This is a genomic window from Bradyrhizobium sp. P5_C11_2 (assembly GCF_054049755.1).
In genome coordinates this window covers 1-16650 of record NZ_JBFULT010000093.1, presented here as the reverse complement: position 1 = coordinate 16650, position 16650 = coordinate 1, and the positions used below count along the sequence as shown (strand labels likewise).

Here is a 16650-nt window from a genome sequence, read left to right as displayed (position 1 = left end):
CAATGGGGCCGCGGCGCGGCCCCATGAGCGACACGGTCGCCGCACTATTCCTGATCGACGAGATCGTCCTCGAGGATCGCCATCTGGAACTGGAACGAGCGATCGTCGTCCTCGTCGTCGACGAACAGCACGCCGATGAACTCCTCGCCGATATAGACCTCGGCGGAATCGTCCTTCTTCGGCCGCGGCACGACGCGGATCTTGGGATTGCCGAATACGCGCTTCAGATACGCGTCGAGCTTCCTTACTTCCTTGACGTCCACGGCAAGTCTCCAATCGAAATCTGGGTTGGCGGGGTTTTAGGCCGAGACGCGACGAACCGCCAGCATGAATTGCCAAAGAATTTGGGGACGAAGAGGGCCGGAAATCAAGCCCTATTCATGCTCAAAGCCCCGTCTCAAAGTCCCATGGCGTTGATCATCTGATCCATGGTGCGCGACGGCTCGGCGCAACCGGCTTCGCCGACGATCTTGGCGGGCACGCCGGCGACGGTGACGTTGTGCGGCACCGGCTTCACCACGACCGAGCCGGCCGCGATACGCGCGCAATGGCCGATCTCGATATTGCCGAGGATCTTCGCACCGGCACCGATCAGGACGCCGTGACGGATTTTTGGATGGCGGTCCTCGTTCTCCTTGCCGGTGCCGCCGAGCGTGACACCGTGCAGGATCGAGACGTCGTCCTCGATCACGGCGGTCTCACCGCAGACGAAGCCGGTGGCGTGGTCGAGGAAGATGCCGCGGCCGATGCGCGCGGCGGGATTGATGTCGGTCTGAAACACCGCCGAGGCGCGGCTCTGGAGATAATACGCAAAATCCTTGCGGCCCTTCAGCCAGAGCCAGTGCGCGAGGCGATGGGTCTGGATCGCGTGGAAGCCCTTGAAGTAGAGCAAGGGATCGATGAAGCGCGAGGTCGCGGGATCGCGGTCGTAGACGGCGACGAGATCGGCCCGGAACGCGTTGCCGAGATCCGGATCATCCCGCAGCGCCTCGTCATAGGTCTGGCGCACGAGATCGCCCGACAATGCGGAGTGATCGAGCCGGTCGGCGAGGCGGTGGATCACCGAATCCTCGAGCCGGCTGTGATGCAGCACCGTCGAATAGATGAAGGTCGCAAGCTCCGGCTCGCGATGGACAATGTCCTCCGCTTCGCCCCGGACCCGGTCCCAGATCGGATCGAGCGATGCGAGCTTTCCTCCCGGATTGACCTGATGCACTGCCATGGGATCTGCTCTTTCGAATTGGCTCGTCTTGTTGGTTCTATAGCACAGTCTAGGCGACAAAGTCCTGACGGGCTTGCCTGAGAGTGAACAGCGCCTTGCCCCGCGAAGGCCTGCCAACGCATTGAATCGCAACGCTTTCCTCTGACACCCCCAAGGCGGCAAGGTCGGCTCAAAGTGGTCAGAGTTTTGCCAAATTCAAGCCGGGCGGCGTCAAACTATTGGTGAATTCCGCCTCAACCCTTATTGCGGTCATGGTGCGGACGACGACGGAGCGGTTTTGAGCATCACCACCGATAGTTTGCGCGCGCGCGCCGCGGGCTCGTTTTGGCTGCGGCTCGCGGCGGTGGCCCTGCCCCTCCTGATGATCGCCCCCGCGTTCTGGAACGGCTATCCGCTGCTCCAATGGGATACCGGCGGCTATCTGGCGCGCTGGTACGAAGGCTATCTCGTCCCCAGCCGCTCCACCGTGTTCGGCCTCTATCTGCACTATGGCGAGAGTTTCGGCTTCTGGATCAACCTCGCGGTCCAGTCGCTGGCGACGCTGTGGCTGCTGCAGCTCACCTTGCGCGTGCTCGGCCTGATGCAGACCTTCCGCTTCGTCGCGATCAGCCTGCTCCTGATCCTGACCACCGCCCTGCCCTGGCTCGCCAGCATGCTGCTCACCGATATCTTCGCAGGGCTGTCGGTGCTGTCGCTGTTCCTGCTGATCGTCGGGGGACATCGGATTTCGGCGCTCGAAAAAATCTCGCTGTTCGTCTTCACCGCCTTTGCCGCCGCGACCCACAGCGCCACGCTCGGTGTGCTGCTCGGGCTCTGCGCCGTCGGCTGGATGACGCGGCCGCTCGTGGGACTCAGGCTGCCGCTGTCGGGATTGGCGCAGGCGAGCCTGTCGATCGTTGCCGGCGGCCTGATGCTGGTGTCGGCGAATTATGCGCTGTCGGGCAAATGGGCCTGGACGCCCGGCGGCTACGGCGTCGCCTTCGGCCGCATGATGCAGGACGGCATCGTCGCGCGCTATCTCGACGACCACTGTCCGCGCGAACGCTTCAAGCTCTGTCCCTATCGCAAGGAACTGCCGGCCACCGCCGACGAGTTCCTGTGGGGCAACAGCATGTTCAACACGCTCGGCCGCTTCGAGGGCATGAACGACGAGATGAGCTACATCGTCGTGCATTCGCTCGCCGACTATCCGGCCTGGCAGGCCGGCGCAGCGCTGCGGGCGATCTGGCAGCAATTGCTGCATGTCGCGACCGGCGAAGGCGCCAATGGCTGGATTCCGCACACCTACGGCATCATCGAGCGCTATATCCCGGCGCAGGTCGCGCCGATGCGCGCGGCGCGCCAGCAGCACTGGGATGTCAATTTCGACTACATCAACTGGCTGCACGTGCCCGTGGCACTGGTGTCGATGCTGGCGCTGCTCGGGCTTCTCGGACACGCGCTCGCAATTCGCCGGCTGGACGATCTGACCCTGCTGGCGGCGACCGTCACGCTGGCGCTGCTCGGCAACGCCCTCATCTGCGCCGTGATCTCCGGCCCGCACGACCGCTACGGTGCGCGGATGGTGTGGGTTGCGACCTTCGTGGTGCTGATGGCGCTGGCGCGCTCGTCCGGCGACGACGAGTCCAAAGCGCGATGAAATTGGGATGAATCGTCATCGCGCTTTGGGTTGTTGTTTGAGCATGATCTTTCCGGAAAACCGCTACGCACTTTTCCGGATCATGCTCCGCGGACGACATCTCAGCGGCGGCGTGAGAGGAAATCGAGCACGCCGGTCTTGTAGACCTTGTCGCCGACCGCGCGCATGTGGTCGCGGCCGGGAATGTCGAGCACTTCCGAGCCGGGGATGATGGCGCCGAGCGCGCTGGCGGAGCCCGCGACGTCGTCGGTGCTGCCGACCGCGATCAGCACGGGCACGTCGATGCGCGCGGCTTCGTCTCTCGTCATCAGGTCGCGCGTGCCGCGCAGGCAGGCGGCCAGCGCACGCCGGTCGGAACGGGTCTGATCGGCGAAGGCGCGGAAGGTGCGGCCGACGGGATCGGTGACGTCGTCGAGCGAGGGTGCTTCCAGCGCCTTCGCCACATTCTCGCCGGGCCCGGTGCCCTCGATCAGGCCGCCGATGCCGATGCCGCCGAGGATCGCCGAGCGCAGCCGCTGCGGCTCGTTGAGCCCAAGCCACGCGGTCATCCGCCCGCCCATCGAATAACCCATGATGTCGGCCTGCGGAATGCCGAGATGGTCCATCAGCGCGAGCACGTCGCCCGCCATGGTCGGGATCGAATACTGCCCGGACTCGTAGAGCTTTGCGCTGTCGCCATGGCCGCGATTGTCCAGCGCGATGGCGCGGCGGCCGTTCTTGCGCAGTTCCGAGACCCAGGTCGGATAGACCCAGTTCACGTTCTTGCTCGAGGCAAAGCCGTGCACCAGAATGATGGGATCGCCCTCGCCTTCGTCGAGATAGGCAATTTCAACGGCGCCGTTGTGAAAGCTCGGCATCACTTGTTCCGCAGTCTTGAGAGGGGAAGGGTTGATCTTAGGCCCTGAGGGCCGCGCTGGCCAGACCGGCTTCGGCTGCGATCCGGGCCCGGCGCAGCCGGCGTACCCGTCTGCGATCGCACCAGGCCTGGGTCAGGTGCTCGGTGGTCGCCTTGATCGAGGACAACACGCCGAACAGCGTCAATGCGGCGCCGAACAGCCAGAGCGCCAGATCGAACGCACCGGCCACGAGCAGCAGCGCGCCGCGGCCGAGCAGCTTCATGATCGCGCGGGTCTTGCCGCCCTGCGCTTCCGCAAGCCGCGCCGCGCGCGCGACGTCCTTCGGGCCTTCGGCGATGCGCAGCGTGTCCATGGCGCCGCGCGTGCCGGTCTTTTCGGCGACGCGCGTGACGTCCTTGCCGAGCCGGACCAGCGCGCCGGCCTTTTCGGCGCGGAATGCAGCCTTGATCGCGCGCGCGGTCTCGCCCGGCCGCAGCACCGAACCGGAGGCGACCGCGTTCTGGAGCATCGGCGTATCGACCACCTCGCGCGCGGAGCGGCCGGCCCATGCGGCGAGCCCCTCGCCGAGCCGGCCGACTTTCCGGGCATCCTTGACCAGCGTGAGCCCGGCGCGCACCGGCGCCGCGCCGCCGACGGACACGTAAGTCACGGCCGTCACCGCGAGGCCCGCGGCCGCGAGGCCCAGCACCAGGTGATCGGTGTCCTCGCCCATCGCGAGGTGCTTGCCTTCGCGCACGACGTCCCTGACGTCGCCGATCACGAAGAGATCGCCGGCGACCGTTCCGGACAGGCTTGCGACATCGTCGGCGCTGCCGGTGACGAGGCCGGTGGCGAACTGCTTGGCGAAATGCGAGGTGGAATTTTCCTCTTTGATGGCGTCGCTCACGCGGATCAGGAGGTCGTCGGGGAGCGCGATGTTGCGCTCGCGCGCGAGCGCGACGAAGCTGTCTGCGAGATCGGCATCGCCCGATGCGAGCGCGGCCTCGACGTTGTCCTGAACCAGGCGCTCGTTGTGCCGCAGAAGCGCGTCGAGCCTCAGCTCGGACAGCGCGGCCGGATCGTCCTGGGCCGCGAAGATCGCGCCGGCCTCGCGGGCGTGCGGTGCTACCTGCACGAGCAGGAAGCCGCATGCCGCGATACCCGTCAACGCTGTGCTGATTCGCAGCCACTTCATGCTGAAAGCCTGGACGCCTGCCCGATGGTTCGTGTTTTGCCGCAATTGCCCTCGTCCACAGACATAGTATGCCAAAATTGCGACACAACGTCCCCGACGAAAGAAGGGCTTCTCTCAGGCCGCAAGATTGTGTCGAATTTGCATGAGCAAATGAGCATGGGGCAATTGCGAACCTTTCGGTTCCGCTGGACTAGCAATCATCTGCCCTCGCCAGTATGGTCCGCGGCGCCTTAAAGATGCCGCGTCAGTTCTTGATTGTGTCCGCCGCCATTGCCACTCCAGGATGAGTTACGATGTCCGACCATGTCGTCCCGCACTTCCATAACGATGCCGGTGTTCCCGTCATCGAGATCGGCTCGCAAGAGTTCATGTGCGTGGGCGCCAATCCTCCGTTCGATCATCCGCACGTCTTCCTCGACCTCGGCAACGACAACGAGATCATCTGCCCCTATTGCTCGACGCTGTACCGCTTCGCCGCCGACCTGAAGGCCGGCGAAGCCCGTCCGCCGGAATGCGTCCTGAAGGACAAGGTGGCCTGACCCGGCCCCCCCGGTCAGGGGTGGCGCTCTCCCGAACAATCGTCATCGCCGGTGCCGGAATCGGAGGACTGACGGCCGCGCTCGCGATCGCCGCCCGCGGCTTTCGCGTCGTCGTGCTGGAAAAGACCGAGCGGCTCGAGGAAATCGGCGCGGGCCTGCAACTCTCCCCCAATGCCAGCCGCGTGYTGGTCGAACTCGGCCTGACGGAGCGCCTCAAGCTGCGCGCCGTGACCCCCGAGGCGGTCTGCGTCATGAGCGCACGGGCCGGCGGCGAATTGCTGCGCATGCCGCTTGGCGAAGCAGCCGCGGCGCGCGCCGGCGCCCCCTATTGGGTGGTGCACCGTGCCGACCTGCAGGCGGCGCTGGCCGGCGCGGTCTCCGATCATCCCGACATCGAGTTGAAGTTGGGTGCGACCTTCGAGGATGTCGCGCCCCACGCCAAGGGGCTGACGATCGTCCATCGCAGCGGCACGATACGCCGCAGCGATCTGGCGAGCGCACTGATCGGCGCCGACGGCATCTGGTCGACGGTACGCCAGCAGCTGTTTCCCGAGGTGCAGCCGCGCTTCTCCGGACTGATCGCCTGGCGCGGCACGCTCGATGCCACCCAATTGCCGAAGGACTACACCGCACGCCGGGTCCAGCTCTGGATGGGCCCGAACGCCCATCTGGTCGCCTATCCGATCGCCGGCGGACGCCAGATCAACGTGGTGGCGGTGCTGCCGGGCACCTGGAACAGGCCGGGCTGGAGCACGCCGGGCGATCCCTTCGAGGTGATGGACGCCTTCGCCGCTCCGCGCTGGCCGCCGTCGGCGCGGATGATGCTCACCGCGGTCGACACCTGGCGCAAATGGGCGCTGTTCGGCGTGCCCGAGGGCTGCCCCTGGAGCAAAGGGCAAATGGCGCTGCTCGGCGATTCCGTGCATGCGATGCTGCCGTTCGCCGCCCAGGGCGCCGGCATGGCGATCGAGGATGCCGCCGTGCTCGCCAGGCATCTGAGCCTCGAGGCCGCCGAGAGCGCGGCCGGCATCGCCGCGGCGCTGAAGCAGTATGGGCGGGCGCGTCAGGCGCGCGTGCGGCGGGTGCAGCGAACTGCGCGGCAGCAAGGCCGCATCTATCATCTCACCGGCCCGCTCGCGCTCGCGCGCGACCTTGCGATCCGCGCGCTCGGTCCGGAGCGGATGCTGGCGCGGCAGGACTGGATCTACGGCTGGCGGGCCTAGCGCGAGATGCGATCGGAAGCGATCGTCATCGCGGCTTCGGTCATTGCTTGAGCATCTCTTCGGAAAGCCGCAGCACGCTTTTCCGGATCATGCTTYTAGCGTGCGCTCGTCAGTAGACGGCGCCGCCGGATTTCGAGCCCGACGCAGGCTTGGACGGCTTGGCCGCCCCTGCCGGTGCAGACCCGGGTGTCGCCTGAGCGGCCCGGGCCGCTTCCATATCGCTCTCGCGGCATCTGTTCTTCTGCCAAGCCTCTTCCATCAGCTTCTGCGATCCGCGCGCGGAGATATAGTCGTTGCGATAGGCGAGCTCCGACACCACGACGCCGCCCGTCCCGGTTTCCGCCTTCGCCATCAGCCGCTGCAGGTCGTCGACGCGCTTGGCGAGACCTATGCGCTCGGGCGCGAGTTGCTTGCAGTCCCAGAGGTCATAGCGGGCCGGATCGGCGAAGGCCGGGCTGATGGTATCGCTGACGCTGGCGCAGCCGCCAAGCGCCGCGCAAAGCCCCAGCAGCGGAAGCAGCACGCGCGCAGGACGACCTTGAAGGAGAAACGAGACAGGCATGGCGGATTGGTAGTCCCCGTAGATTGAGATTGCCTAAAGCAAGCCGAGATGTCCGGATTGAGGCTTTGCCTTGTGCAGGCGGCTCGCTTATGGAGGAGACAGCCCGTCCGGCTCCCCGCCACCGAAAACGGCCGAACGGGACTTAAGTCGTTGATCTCGTTGGATCAAGCGGGCATGGCGGAATTGGTAGACGCAAGGGACTTAAAATCCCTCGGTGCGCAAGCGCTGTGCCGRTTCGACCCCGGCTGCCCGCACCACGAGAGCTGACGGCGCCAACTGTGCCAACAGCAGGATCCAGTAGCAGATGAGCGCGACCGCGAGCAGGTCGAATCCGTCCACGAACGCAATGCCCGAGACCGAGGTCACGAACGGGATGGCGATCGCAACCGTCAGCACGGCCGCCACCATCGCCGCAGGCAGGTCGACGATCAGAACGGCGGCGTAGAGCGCGGCCTCGAAGAAGGCATACACCTTCAGTCTGGGCGCACAGAGATAGAGCGCGTACATCGCGAGCACGGTGATCCGCATCGCGGCGTCGGGATGATCCATCAGCCAGTCGTCGAGCGCCTGGAGCGGCGAAGTCTTGCCGGCCGGGCCCTGCGCCCTGACCATGCGCCACACGGAGATGGCGAGCGGCGCGAGCACGAGTGCGACCGCGATGAGCCCATAGAGCACGGCGACCACCGGCTTGCTGCCGGCGAGCGCGACGCGGTCCGCAAGTGTCTGCGCGAGCAAGAGCAGCGACGGATTATCCTCGCTCGCCGGCGAATGCTGTCCGGGAATCTGGCCGAGGATCGCACTCAGCCAGCTTGGAAACAGCTCCGTGTAGAACACCATCGAGACCAGGATCGGCAGGGCGAACATGCCCGCTGCCACCGCGATCAGGACGAGTTTGCGACGTCTTGGCTGGGGCAGAAAATAGAGCGCGGCGAGTACCGGGCAGAACACCAGCTTGAGCGAGGTGGCGAGGCCGAGCATGGCCGCACCGGCGAGCTGCGGCACGAGGCTCACGCCGCCCCGCCCCTCGGACGGCACGGGACGCAGCAACAGTGCGAGCGACGCGGCCGTCAGCAGGCCACTCAGCATCGCGAAATTGCCGCTCGCCATGACCCATTCGAACCCGAGGAAACCACCAAGCGCGAACACGCCCCGCAGCGCGACATCCCGCGGGCCGGCGCGGATCCTGCCGAGACCGGGCAGCAGCAGTACGCAGATCACCCCGAGAACCAGATAGATGGCCTTGTAGTGGGCGACGAGAAAGCCGCCGGCGCAGAGCGGCCGAAAGGCGTCGAGGGTGACGGGAAGATAGGGGTAGGAAAGATCGGTGCCCTTCAAATTCCTGACGAAATAAGGGTCCAATCCCTCACGATGGGCATCGACCGCCGCGCAGTTCACCCGCGCGTCCGAGCCAAATGTCTTGTTCACGCTGAGATCGATGGCGACGGCGGTGGGGAGCAGTACGGCCATGACCAGGATGAAGCGGCTCAGCCAGCTCCTCCGCGATCCATCCGCGCCAAAAGGCCGTTCTCCTTCGGCATCTGCGGACGAGGCGACACTCGTCATGGACGCACGGCTTCCGGATCGAGGCGTTTCGGCTCGGCTCGAAAATCGAGCAGCATGATCCAGAAGCAGGCGAGCGCGACCGCGATCTGGACAAAACCGCCCTCGACCGTGCTGCCCGTGATCGAGACCAGCGTTGGAATGGCAACGCCGATGGTCAGCACGGCCGCCAGTGCAGCGGCCGGAAGATCGACGATGAGGACGGCGGCGTAGACCGCCAGTTCGAAAAAGGCATATTCCTTGAGGCGCGGCGAGCAGAGATAAAGCCCGTACATCGCGAGCACGCTGAAGCGCATGGCCGCATGCGGATGATCGACCAGCCAGCGGTCGAGGCGCCTCAACAACGATCCCTCACCGCTCCCGACGGTGCGCTGCATCGACCAGCCGAGCGGCACGAGCACGAGCGCGGTCGCAGCCAGCGCATAGATGGCGAATGCGATCGGCTTGCTGTCGGCCAATCCAATGCGGTTCACGATCGTTTGCGCCAGCAGCAGCAGCGACGGATTGGCTTCCTCCAGCTGGACCGAATGCTGACCGGGGATCCCTCCCGCGAGCGCGAGCAACCAGCTCGAGAACAGGTCTTGATAGAAGACGACCGAGACCAGTATCGGGAGCACGAAGCTGACGCCCGCCACCACGATCAGGACCAGTTTCCGCCGACGCGGCAGCGGCAGGAAATAGAGCGCGGCCAGTACAGGGCAGAACACCAGCTTGAACGCCATGACAAGGCCGAGCAAGGCGGCCCCCACGACACGCAGACCATCATTTCGATCGCCATGCGCTCTTGGCGCGGCAGGGCGGAGCAGAAGTGCAAGTGCCGCGGCGGTCAGCGCGCCACCCAGGATCGCAAAATTCCCCGAGGCCAGGACCCATTCGAAGCCGACGAATGCGCCGAGCACGAAGAGACCCCTGAGCGCGATGTCCCGTAAGCTGCGTGTCCGGCCAAGGCCGGGCAGCAGCAGGGCGCAGAGCACGGCGAGAGCGAGGTAGACGCCTCTGTGGTGGCCGACGAGCACGCCACCCGCACACAGCGGACGAAAGACGTCGAGTGTCACCGGCAGATAGGGATAGGAGAGCTTGGTGCCCTTCAGGTTCTTGACGAAATAGGGATCGAGCCCTTCGACATGCGCGTCGACCGCCGCGCAATTGACGCGAACATCCCAGCCATATTTCACATCGAGCGCGGTGTCGTTGGCGAGATTGCCGAGCACCAGGAGCGCCACCAGTGCGATCAGGCACGCAAGCCGGGTGCGCCGTGTCGCAGCCGTGTCGGCCGACGGCCCCAACCATCGTGCTGTACCAGTGACGTCGGACACCGCGGATTCCTTGCCTGCCCCGAATTCCCTTGGCGCCCTGCCCAGCGCCCGCAACGTCAGGTTACAATGGACAGGATGCGTTTCTGATTCATCTCCCCATCGCGCCGTTCTCGCCGGGCGGCGATTTCATGGTGAATCCCTGGTTTCCCCCGCCGTTCGAACCGGAGGTGAAAAGCCGTCCGGCATGGCTACCTCACCAATTCGTGTCCGCTCCCTGCCCCGCCTGACAGCCATCCCAAAACATGGGTTGTGCGACGCAGCATTGAGGATAGACAGGCTGCTCAATCAGGGGTGAGCTTTCTTGTCCGACGTCAATGCCGACGATTGGGTGTCCTCGGGGCACCGTCCGATGGGTTTTCCCGAATTCGTCATCGTGATCGCGTCGATCATGGCGCTGAATCCGCTCGCCATGGACATGATGCTGCCGGCGCTGCCCAATATCGGGGCGGCCTTCAAGATTCCCAACGCCAACCATCTCCAGCTCGTGCTGTCGACCTTCCTGATCGGCTTCGGTGCGGGCCAGTTCGTCATGGGCCCGCTGTCCGACCGCTTCGGCCGGCGCCCGGTGCTGCTGGGCGGCATGGCGGTCTATGCGGTGGCGAGCGTGCTGGCGGTCGCCGCACCCTCGTTCGAGACGCTGCTGCTCGCCCGCGCGCTGCAAGGGCTCGGCACCTCGGCGACGCGCGTGATCGCGACCTCGATCGTGCGCGACTGCTATGTCGGCCGCCGCATGGCCAGCGTGATGTCGCTCGYCATGATGGTGTTCATCGCGGTGCCGGTGATCGCGCCCTCGTTCGGGCAGGCGGTGCTGCTGGTCACGCAATGGCGCGGCATCTTCGTCGTGCTGATGCTCTACGGCCTGCTCGCGCTGGCGTGGAGCGTGTGGCGGTTGCCGGAGACGCTGCCGGAGTCGGAGCGCAGGTCGCTCGCGCCCGCCGACGTGCTCGCGGCCTTCCGCCAGACCGTCACCAACCGCCAGACCATCGGCTACGCAACGGCCGCCGGCAGCGTCATGGGCGCGCTGTTCGCCTATGTGTTCTCGGCCCAGCAGGTCTTCACCGGCATCTACCATCTCGGCCAATATTTCCCCCTCGCCTTCGCCGCGATCGCGGCCGGCACCGCCATCGCCGGCTTCCTCAACGCCAGATTTGTCGGGACCCTCGGCATGCGCGTGATCTCGCACGGCGCGCTGACGCTCTACACCGCGGTGGCCGCCGTGATGCTGTTGACCGAGAGCCTCGGCATGCTGCCGCTGCCTCTGTTCATGGTGCTCTCCGCCCTGATGATGTTCTCGTTCGGCATGATGGTCGCCAACTTCACCGCGCTGGCCATGGAGCCGCAGGGCCACATCGCCGGCACCGCCTCATCGCTCTACGGCTCGATCACGACGCTGATCGGCATCGTGGTCGGCATGGCCATCGGCCAGAGCTTTGACGGCACGCTGCTGCCGTTCTCGGTCGGCTTCTTCCTGTCGACGCTGGCGGCGCTCGCGATCGTGCTGGTGGTGGAGAAGGGACGGCTGTTCAAGCCGCATCACCGCCCCGTGGCGTGAGGAACATCCCGGTCCTCTCGATGTTGTCATGCAGCATTTTTCGAGAGGTCGCCTCAATGGAACCGAAACGCAACGAAACCGATCACGCGTCGGAACCGACTGAGGCGCAGCGCAAGGCGTCTGGCGCAAAGCAGCCCGCATCCACACCGCCCTTCGCAAGCGAAGGACTTGAACGGTTGCGCGACAGCCATTGCTGAGAGGCGCGCTACTCCGGAATACGCTTGCTGGCGCTGAAATCGTCCGCTGCACTTTCAGGCGCCGTGCCGCTGCCCGTGCGCGGCGGCACCATCAGCACGACCACCTTCCGCGTCAGGCCGGGCTTGCCCCATAGCGTTGCCTGCACGGTGAACTCACGCCTGACAAAGTGTTCGGCGCGCGAGGAGACCCCCTCCATCCAGCGACCGCAATAGTCTTGGCCGCTGAAGCAGAGCGCAGCCCAGCCGCGGGCCAGCGTGGCCTTGCGCGGCAACCCCCAGTCATATTGGTACTCGAAGGGGCGCGCGTAATATGGATGGTCCGGGCTGTAGAACGCAGTCGCAAAGGCCAGCGAATCGTCGCCGCTGACGGCGGCGAGCGGCTCGCCGGTCAGCTCACGCCACTCGCGGGTGAGCTCGTTCGCCGCCTGGGCGTAGAAATTCCGCCCCTCTTCATAACCGTGGGTGTTGCGGTAGACGGCGTGGATCGGCGCGGCGACGAAGACAGCGGCCAGCGCAACGACTGCGGCGACGACCGTGACATTGACGGTGTAGAACCGCTCGATCGGGTAGCGCGTGCCGCAGACGATCAGCACGACGAACAGGAACAGCCCCTGCAATGCCCATAGCGACGGCAGATCTGTGCCCATCGCCAGCGATGTCAGGACCGGCAACACGATCGTGCCAATCGCGACATAGAAGAGCAGTCGCAGGCCCGGTCCCATTGCGGCGAAGTCGCCCGGAAACCGCTTCAGCCGCGTGCCCGCGATGAACACCCAGACCATGGCCGACACGCTCATCGCCGCCGCAAGACCAAGCACAAAGTTCTTCACCTCGCCGAGCGAACTCACGGCATTGCCGTTGGCGTGCGTCAGCGCATAGGTGAAGGTCGAGGCGCCCGTGGTCGCGAGCCAGTAGATATGCGGCGACAGCACTGCGAGCCCGGTGACGACCGAAATCCAGGGCGAGGCGGAGGTGAAATAAGCCCGTCGCGCCGGATGCGCCAGCGCGGCAAAGGCAAAACTGGCGACGAGGAACACCGAATAATACTTGCCGACCATCGCCAGCGCCGTGGCGCATCCCACCGCGACCGCCCAGAACGCGCGACGGGTCTCGAACGCGCGCAGAAAACACCAGGTCGCCAGCGGCCAGATTGCAAGCAGCACCGCATTGGCGTTGAAGCGCTGGGCGTGGAATTGATAGGCCGGCGTCAGGATCAGCAGCAGCAGCACCAGGATGCGCTTGTGCCCGGTCACGAACTGCCGCGCGACCAAGTCGACGAAAAACAGCGCAAGCCCCGCATTCGCCATCGCCATCAGTTGCAGCGACCAATCGCTGAGCGGAAAGACCGACGTCCACGCCGCCGTAACCCACCCCATCAGCGGCGGATGCTTGTGATAGCCCCAGGCGAAACGCCGCCCCAGTGTCCAGGCCTCGAGCGTGTCGGGATGCAGGCCGCTGCCGGCATAGGCAACAAAGAGATAGAGCGTCCAGATCGCGACGAAGCAGACCAGCAGCAGCGGCACAGCCCAGCCCGCCTCGACGCCATCGAGCCAGCGCAGGAAAGGCAGACGCCAACGCGCCGGTGCGCGATCCGACCGTTCGGCCATCGCCTGGAATGCAAAATCGATCGGCACGTGATTCAAATCGAGGGAGGGAAAGTGATGCGCGAAGACAACACATCTATTTCAGAATGGAAACAAATAGCAATGATTGGAAACTGGAACAGTTAAAAGCGGGGAGCGAAAAGGAAAACGGCGCCGCTGCTGACAGCGGCGCCGTTCGCGTTCAGACACAGGCGGAGACGCTACTCCGACTTGTCGACGTTCCAGAACAGCGGCGTTGCGGGGCCGTCGAGCACGCCGGAAAGCGATTTGCGCCAGCCGCTCGGCAGGAGATACTGACCCAGCGGGATGTAGATCACCTGCTCATAGGCTTCCTTCTGGATGTCCGCCGCGATCTTCTTCTGCTCGTCGATCGAGGAGGCGCGGACGAACGCATCCTTGAGCTGCTCGATCTTGGCGTCTTCCGCCCAGCCGAACCAGCCACCCTTCTTGCCCTGGCCGCCGATCGAGAGATTGGCGATCGGGTTGGAGACGTCTGCCGMCACCCAGTTGGTGAAGAACATGTTCCAGCCGCCCTCCTTCGGCGGCTTCTGGCTGGCGCGAYGGCTCACCACCGTCTGCCAATCGGTCGCCTGCAGGTCGACCTTGAAGCCGGCTTCGCGCAACAGCTGGGCCGCAACGATCGGCTGCGCCTTCAGCGTCGTGACATCGCCAGGCGCCATGATCACGACCGGGGTGCCGTCATAGCCGGACTCGGCGAGGGCCTTCTTGGCTTCCGCCATGCCGTTGCCCTTCACCAGGGTCTCGGCTCCGACGTCGCTCGCAAGCGGCGTATCGCATACGAAGAAGGCGCCACAGACCTTCTGATATTTGGCGTTGCCGACCAGCGCGTCGAGAACGTCCTTCTGGTTCATCGCCAGGAAGGCAGCACGGCGCACTTTCACGTTGTCGAACGGCGGGTAAAGGAAGTTCATCCGGCCGAGCGTCTGAAAACCGAACTTGTTCGAGACCTCGATCGTGAGCTCCTTGTTCGCCTCCAGCAACGGCAGCATGTCGTAGGGCAGATTTTCCATGAAATCGATGTCGCCCGACTGCAGCGCATTCACCGCGGTCTGCGAGTCCGGCATGGTGATCCACTCGACGCGGTCGACCTTCGCCACCTTGCCGCCCGAGGTCCAACTCGCCGGCTCCTTGCGCGGCACGTAGTCGGTATTCTTGACATAGACCGCCTTCACGCCGGGCTGGAATTCCGACTGCACGAACTTGAAGGGGCCCGAGCCGATCTGCTCCGGGATCTGCTTGTCAGCCGGCGTCTCGGCGAGGCGCTTCGGCATCATGAAGGCGACACGCGAGGATGGCTTGCCGATCGACTCAAGCACGAGGCCGTAAGGCTCCTTCAGCTTCAGCGTGATGGTCTTGGCGTCGGTGGCTTCGATGCTGGCAGTGAACTGCATCATCTGCTGACCCATGCCGTCGACGGCGGCCCAGCGCTTCAGCGAGGCGACGCAGTCTTCCGCCGTTACCGGCGCACCGTCATGCCACTTCAACCCGTCGCGCAGCGTGAAGGTGTAAGTGAGCTTGTCGTCGGAGATCTTCCAGTCCGCCATCTGCGGCTGGATCTTGAAGCTCGAATCGGTCGCGATCAGCGTGTCGTAGACCATGTAGCCATGGTCACGCGTGATGTAGGCGGTGGTGAAGATCGGATCGATGATGCGCAGATCCGAATGCATCACCGCGGTGATGGTCTTGCCGGCGGCAAGCACCGGCGAAGCCAGCGCCGTCGAAAGCGCGACGACCGACAGCGCAAGTTTGGAGGCGAACGCGCGGCGCCCCCGGCGCATGAGTTGGAACATTGAAAGTTTCTCCTGACGTGAAACTGGTCAAAGGCAGATTATTGGTTGAGCAATCGGATTGTTCTTTAGGCGAACTAACCTCATGCAATGCCTTTATCTTTTCGAGACTTGCAGAGAGCATCGAGCCCGTCAATCCGCTTTCAGTGCATCCCATGGCGGCGCGCGCACGGGCTCCACCAGGGTCGCTTTCACTCTACAACGCTGTCCGCCGCTCCTCCCCCACCGCGCGCTGCAACGCGCAAATCCATCGTTCGAAGCAGATAGAGACCCCCGATGAATCCAGCCAATCTTCCCTTTGATTCCGAGGCGATGCTCCAGGGCCTGCGCAGCTGGGTGGAATGCGAAAGCCCGACCTGGGACGAGAACGCCGTGAACCGCATGCTCGAACTCGTGGCGCGGGACATGGCGATCATGGGTGCGACGATCGAGCGCATCGCCGGCCGCCAGGGTTTTGGCGGCGTGGTCCGCGCGCGCTTTCCGCATCCGAGGCAAGGCGAGCCGGGCATCCTGATCGCCGGGCACATGGATACCGTTCACCCGGTCGGCACCATCGAGAAGTTGAAATGGCGGCGCGAGGGCAACAAGTGCTACGGCCCCGGCATCTACGACATGAAGGGCGGCAACTATCTCTCGCTGGAAGCGATCCGGCAGCTGATGCGGGCTTCGTTCACCACGCCGCTGCCGATCACCGTGCTGTTCACGCCGGACGAGGAAGTCGGCACGCCGTCGACGCGCGACATCATCGAGGCGGAAGCCGCGCGCAACAAATATGTGCTGGTGCCCGAACCCGGCCGCGCCGACAATGGCGTCACCACCGGGCGATATGCGATCGCGCGCTTCAATCTCGAGGCAACAGGCCGGCCGAGCCACGCCGGCGCGACGCTGTCGGCGGGACGCTCGGCGATCCGCGAGATGGCGCGGCAGATCCTCGCGATCGACGCGATGACGAGCGACGACTGCACCTTCTCGGTCGGCGTCGTGCATGGCGGGCAATGGGTCAATTGCGTTGCCACGACCGCCACCGGCGAAGCCCTGTCCATGGCCAAACGCCAAGCCGATCTCGACCGCGGCGTCGAGAGGATGCTGGCGCTGTCAGGCACAACCAATGATGTCACCTTCAAGGTCACCCGCGGCGTGACGCGGCCGGTGTGGGAACCGGATGTCGGCACCATGGCGCTCTATGAGAAGGCGCGCGGCATCGCCAGGTCGCTCGGCGCCGAGTTGCCGCATGCGAGTTCCGGCGGCGGCTCGGACGGCAATTTCACGGGGGCGATGGGCATCCCGACTCTTGACGGCCTGGGCGTCCGCGGAGGCAACGGCCACACGCTCGAAGAGTATATCGAGGTCGAGAGCCTGGCCGAACGCGGCCGCCTGATGGCCGGGCTGCTGGCGAC

The 16650-nt window shown here is 65.1% G+C and carries 13 protein-coding genes and 1 tRNA gene; 6 read left to right on the top strand and 8 right to left on the bottom strand.

Features of this window, described 5'->3' with window-relative positions:
• Positions 1 to 44 precede the first annotated feature (44 nt).
• The gene (locus ACXJL8_RS12285) at positions 45 to 263 is read right to left on the bottom strand and encodes a DUF3126 family protein (protein WP_007602550.1); all 219 of its coding nucleotides are present in this window, start codon (positions 261 to 263) and stop codon (positions 45 to 47) included.
• A 134-nt stretch (positions 264 to 397) separates the two neighbouring features.
• Complete coding sequence (gene cysE, locus ACXJL8_RS12280; protein ID WP_456618252.1) at positions 398 to 1222, bottom strand: serine O-acetyltransferase; 825 nt, start codon at positions 1220 to 1222, stop codon at positions 398 to 400.
• 277 nt (positions 1223 to 1499) lie between these two features.
• On the opposite strand from cysE, the gene ACXJL8_RS12275 reads away from it, so the two are divergent.
• The gene (locus tag ACXJL8_RS12275; RefSeq protein WP_456618253.1) at positions 1500 to 2861 is read left to right on the top strand and encodes a hypothetical protein; all 1362 of its coding nucleotides are present in this window, start codon (positions 1500 to 1502) and stop codon (positions 2859 to 2861) included.
• Between the two features lie 101 nt (positions 2862 to 2962).
• Here the strand turns inward: ACXJL8_RS12275 and ACXJL8_RS12270 are convergent, their stop codons facing one another.
• Positions 2963 to 3718 carry an alpha/beta fold hydrolase gene (locus ACXJL8_RS12270; RefSeq protein ID WP_456618254.1) on the bottom strand — a complete coding sequence of 252 codons (756 nt, stop codon included), beginning with the start codon at positions 3716 to 3718 and terminating at the stop codon, positions 2963 to 2965.
• 37 nt (positions 3719 to 3755) lie between these two features.
• The gene (locus ACXJL8_RS12265; RefSeq protein ID WP_456618255.1) at positions 3756 to 4892 is read right to left on the bottom strand and encodes a hypothetical protein; all 1137 of its coding nucleotides are present in this window, start codon (positions 4890 to 4892) and stop codon (positions 3756 to 3758) included.
• Between the two features lie 293 nt (positions 4893 to 5185).
• Here ACXJL8_RS12265 and ACXJL8_RS12260 point away from each other — a divergent pair, with 293 nt between their 5' ends.
• Together ACXJL8_RS12260 and ACXJL8_RS12255 are read left to right on the top strand one after the other, a co-directional pair.
• A complete protein-coding gene (locus ACXJL8_RS12260) occupies positions 5186 to 5431 on the top strand; it encodes a zinc-finger domain-containing protein (protein ID WP_007602543.1) in 246 nt (81 codons plus the stop codon).
• A 20-nt stretch (positions 5432 to 5451) separates the two neighbouring features.
• Positions 5452 to 6654, top strand: coding sequence for an FAD-dependent monooxygenase (locus ACXJL8_RS12255; protein ID WP_456685043.1), 1203 nt, complete (start codon positions 5452 to 5454; stop codon positions 6652 to 6654).
• Positions 6655 to 6763: 109 nt separating this feature from the next.
• Here ACXJL8_RS12255 and ACXJL8_RS12250 read toward each other — a convergent pair whose 3' ends face one another.
• Complete coding sequence (locus tag ACXJL8_RS12250; RefSeq protein ID WP_456618257.1) at positions 6764 to 7216, bottom strand: twin-arginine translocation pathway signal; 453 nt, start codon at positions 7214 to 7216, stop codon at positions 6764 to 6766.
• Positions 7217 to 7384: 168 nt separating this feature from the next.
• Between ACXJL8_RS12250 and ACXJL8_RS12245 the strand changes: the two genes are divergently transcribed.
• Positions 7385 to 7473 (top strand) — tRNA-Leu (locus ACXJL8_RS12245).
• 1302 nt (positions 7474 to 8775) lie between these two features.
• On the opposite strand, the gene ACXJL8_RS12240 is transcribed toward ACXJL8_RS12245, so the two are convergent.
• Positions 8776 to 10092, bottom strand: a complete 1317-nt coding sequence (locus tag ACXJL8_RS12240) for a hypothetical protein (RefSeq protein ID WP_456618258.1) — start codon at positions 10090 to 10092, stop codon at positions 8776 to 8778.
• Positions 10093 to 10393: 301 nt separating this feature from the next.
• Here ACXJL8_RS12240 and ACXJL8_RS12235 point away from each other — a divergent pair, with 301 nt between their 5' ends.
• Entirely contained in the window at positions 10394 to 11644 is a 1251-nt protein-coding gene (locus ACXJL8_RS12235; protein WP_456685042.1) for a multidrug effflux MFS transporter, read from the top strand.
• Between the two features lie 205 nt (positions 11645 to 11849).
• Here the strand turns inward: ACXJL8_RS12235 and ACXJL8_RS12230 are convergent, their stop codons facing one another.
• A complete protein-coding gene (locus tag ACXJL8_RS12230) occupies positions 11850 to 13448 on the bottom strand; it encodes a glycosyltransferase family 39 protein (protein ID WP_456618348.1) in 1599 nt (532 codons plus the stop codon).
• A gap of 197 nt (positions 13449 to 13645) precedes the next feature.
• Positions 13646 to 15256, bottom strand: coding sequence for an ABC transporter substrate-binding protein (locus ACXJL8_RS12225; protein ID WP_456685041.1), 1611 nt, complete (start codon positions 15254 to 15256; stop codon positions 13646 to 13648).
• A gap of 273 nt (positions 15257 to 15529) precedes the next feature.
• Between ACXJL8_RS12225 and ACXJL8_RS12220 the strand changes: the two genes are divergently transcribed.
• On the top strand, positions 15530 to 16650 hold a 1121-nt coding region (locus tag ACXJL8_RS12220; RefSeq protein WP_456685040.1), incomplete at its 3' end, for a M20/M25/M40 family metallo-hydrolase.

Excerpts from the sequence above, each read along its gene's own strand:
- cysE (WP_456618252.1), bottom strand. The coding sequence starts at position 1,222 with ATGGCAGTGCATCAGGTCAATCCGGGAGGAAAGCTCGCATCGCTCGAT.
- ACXJL8_RS12270 (WP_456618254.1), bottom strand. The coding sequence starts at position 3,718 with ATGCCGAGCTTTCACAACGGCGCCGTTGAAATTGCCTATCTCGACGAA.
- ACXJL8_RS12265 (WP_456618255.1), bottom strand. The coding sequence starts at position 4,892 with ATGAAGTGGCTGCGAATCAGCACAGCGTTGACGGGTATCGCGGCATGC.
- ACXJL8_RS12260 (WP_007602543.1), top strand. The coding sequence starts at position 5,186 with ATGTCCGACCATGTCGTCCCGCACTTCCATAACGATGCCGGTGTTCCC.
- ACXJL8_RS12250 (WP_456618257.1), bottom strand. The coding sequence starts at position 7,216 with ATGCCTGTCTCGTTTCTCCTTCAAGGTCGTCCTGCGCGCGTGCTGCTT.
- ACXJL8_RS12230 (WP_456618348.1), bottom strand. The coding sequence starts at position 13,448 with ATGGCCGAACGGTCGGATCGCGCACCGGCGCGTTGGCGTCTGCCTTTC.